Source organism: Bradyrhizobium sp., from assembly GCF_030697065.1.
Taxonomy (GTDB): domain Bacteria; phylum Pseudomonadota; class Alphaproteobacteria; order Rhizobiales; family Xanthobacteraceae; genus Bradyrhizobium.
In genome coordinates this window covers 1-2,188 of the sequence record NZ_JAUYQU010000072.1, presented here as the reverse complement: position 1 = coordinate 2,188, position 2,188 = coordinate 1, and the positions used below count along the sequence as shown (strand labels likewise).

2 protein-coding genes are annotated in these 2,188 nt (G+C 64.8%); both read right to left on the bottom strand.

All coding sequences use genetic code 11. The features are described 5' to 3' along the window. Nucleotides 1–1,129, bottom strand: a 1,129-nt coding sequence (locus Q8R73_RS04960; RefSeq protein WP_305718420.1) for a lysine--tRNA ligase, incomplete at its 3' end; no start/stop codon positions are given. Nucleotides 1,130–1,280: 151 nt separating this feature from the next. Continuing rightward, nucleotides 1,281–2,135, bottom strand: coding sequence for a transporter substrate-binding domain-containing protein (locus Q8R73_RS04955; RefSeq protein WP_371126036.1), 855 nt, complete (start codon nt 2,133–2,135; stop codon nt 1,281–1,283). Nucleotides 2,136–2,188 lie beyond the last annotated feature (53 nt).

Below are 2,188 nucleotides of genomic sequence, written 5' to 3'. Positions count from 1 at the left end.
CCTTGCCGTCGTGAATGTGCCACGCAGGATTCTCCAGCGCGCGCGCGGGCTCCTCGGCAGGCAGCTTCTCGACCAGCGACAGGTAGTCGTCGATGGCGCGCGGGATCACGTCGAAGTGCAGACGCTTCGCGCGCCGCGGCTGCTGGTGCATGTAGAGCGACAGCGATTCCGGCGAGGCGTAGCGCAGCCACTCGTCGATGGTGAGCCCGTTGCCCTTCGATTTTGAAATTTTCTGGCCCTTGTCGTCGAGGAACAGTTCGTAATTAAATCCTTCCGGAGGCAAGCCGCCGAGCGCGCTGCAGATCTTGCCGGACAGTTTTACGGAGTCGATCAGGTCCTTGCCGGCCATTTCATAGTCGACGCCGAGCGCGTACCAGCGCATCGCCCAGTCCGGCTTCCATTGCAGCTTGCAGTGGCCGCCGGTGACCGGGACGGTGGTACGCTCGCCGGTCTCGGGGTCGTCATAGGAGACCGTGCCGGCCTTCACGTCGTGCTCCGATATCGGCACATACAGCACCATGCCGGTGCGCGGGCAGATCGGGAGGAACGGCGAGTAGCTCGCCGCGCGTTCCTCACGCAGGCTCGGCAGCATCACCGCCATCACGGCGTCGAACCGTTCCAGCACGCGCAGCAGTGCGGCGTCGAATTGGCCCGATTTGTAGTAATGGGTCGAACTGGCGAACTCGTAGTCGAACCTGAAGGTGTCGAGAAACGCCCGCAGCCGCGCGTTGTTATGCGCGCCGAAGCTCGGATGGGTGCCGAACGGATCGGGCACCGTCGTCAGCGGCTTGCCCAGATGCTGCTCCAGCATCTCCTTGTTCGGCACGTTGTCCGGCACCTTGCGCAGGCCGTCCATGTCGTCGGAAAACGCCAGCAGCCTGGTCTTGATGCGGTCCTCGGTGAGCACGCGAAAGGCATGGCGCACCATGGTGGTGCGCGCGACCTCGCCGAACGTGCCGATATGCGGCAGGCCCGAGGGGCCGTAGCCGGTCGAGAACAGCACTTCGTCCTTCGGCTTCTTCTTCAGCCGCGCGACGATCGCTTTGGCCTGCTCGAACGGCCAGGCGTTGCTTTGTTCGGCGAGCGCGCGCAGGTCGGCGGGGCTAGCGGCAAGATCGATCGTGGACATCAATGGTCTCCAGGGCCGCGGAAACTAGCGCTTCCGCGTCAAAATGCAAAATAAGTACACCGTCATTCCGGGGCGATGCGAAGCATCGAACCCGGAATCTCGAGATTCCGGGTTCGCGCTGACGCGCCCCCCGGAATGACGCCATGCGCTTCTAGAACGGACTCACCGAAAAATAGCGCAGCCATAAATCCGTGTAGCGGCCCTTTTCCCAGAGCCGGAACAGCGCCCAGTTCAGCGATTGCCGCAACAGGTCGTTGCCCTTGCGCACGGCGATGCCGATGCCTTCGCCGAAATAGCGGCTCTCGACGAAGGGACCGCCGGAGAACGCGCAGCATTCGGCGGAATCGGTGCCGTTGATCCAGAACGCCAGCGAGATCGCGTCGCCGAAAATGAAATCAACCTCGCCGCGCCGCAACGCCAGCCGCAGCGCGTCGTCGCCCGGATAGGGGAGCAGTTCGGCGTCGGTGAACATCGCCTTGAGATAGGCCTCGTGCGAGGAGCCGGCGACGGCGCCGACCTTCTTGCCCTCGAGATATTCCGGACGCACTTCCGCCATCACGGCGTCGCGCCGCGACACGAACCGCGCCGGCGCGCGGTAATAGGGATCCGTGAAATCGAGCCGGGCGCGCAGTTGCGGCGTCACTGCCAGCGAGGCGATGATGGCGTCGCCGCGGTTGCTGGCGATCGCATCCAGCAGCGTCTCGAACCGGCGCATCTGCACCGTGCAGGTCACCTTGATCTCCTCGCACAGCAATCGCGCGAGATCGACGTTGAAGCCGGCGGGATTGCCGTCGGGGCCGGTGAAATTGAACGGCGGATAGTCGGTTTCGGTCAGAAACCGGATCACCGTGAGACGCGACAGATCGGGCCGGTCCGGACGCCGCCGCGGGTCCCAGAACCCGGGCACAGCCTGCGGGGCGGCCTCCACGGCGGGCTTTGCCGGCATTTGCGCCTGTACCGGGCCTGCGGACACCGTCACAGCCAGCAAAAGCCCCGCCACTGCCAGGATGGCGCGGACAGGGGGCTTTCCGCCAAGGAACAGGAGGATCTGCGGCTGCA